This is a genomic window from Methylobacterium nigriterrae, from assembly GCF_037106235.1.
GTDB lineage: Bacteria > Pseudomonadota > Alphaproteobacteria > Rhizobiales > Beijerinckiaceae > Methylobacterium > Methylobacterium nigriterrae.
The window spans coordinates 1-313 of sequence record NZ_JBAWTG010000669.1; the positions used below are offsets into that span (position 1 = coordinate 1).

Sequence of the window (313 nt, forward strand, 5' to 3'; positions counted from 1 at the left end):
CGGCAGCCAGCGGCGGGCCTGAAGGACAAGTTGGCGGCCCACCTCGAGCACGGACTGGTGGCGACGGCCCCGCTCGCGGCCGGCGCGCTCGGATGGCACCAACGCTGTCAGGAACGGCAGGGCCCAGACCCGTCCAGCCCACGGGATCGGGGCGAGCAGCATCAGACTCATCCAGCGCAGCCCGCTCGCCTTGACGAAGTGGCCATCGGAAGAGCGCACCGGGTCGCGGTAGATGCCTTTGGCCGCGCTGCGCTTGCCACGGCGGCGCTCGATCGTGTCGTCGAGCGCCAGGATGACCGGACCGCGCGGCACA

General features: G+C 71.9%; 1 protein-coding gene. It reads right to left on the reverse strand.

Annotation, left to right across the window (positions count from 1 at the left end):
- A partial coding sequence (locus tag WDW90_RS38660; protein WP_336492940.1) for a transposase occupies positions 1 to 313 on the reverse strand: 313 nt, incomplete at both ends.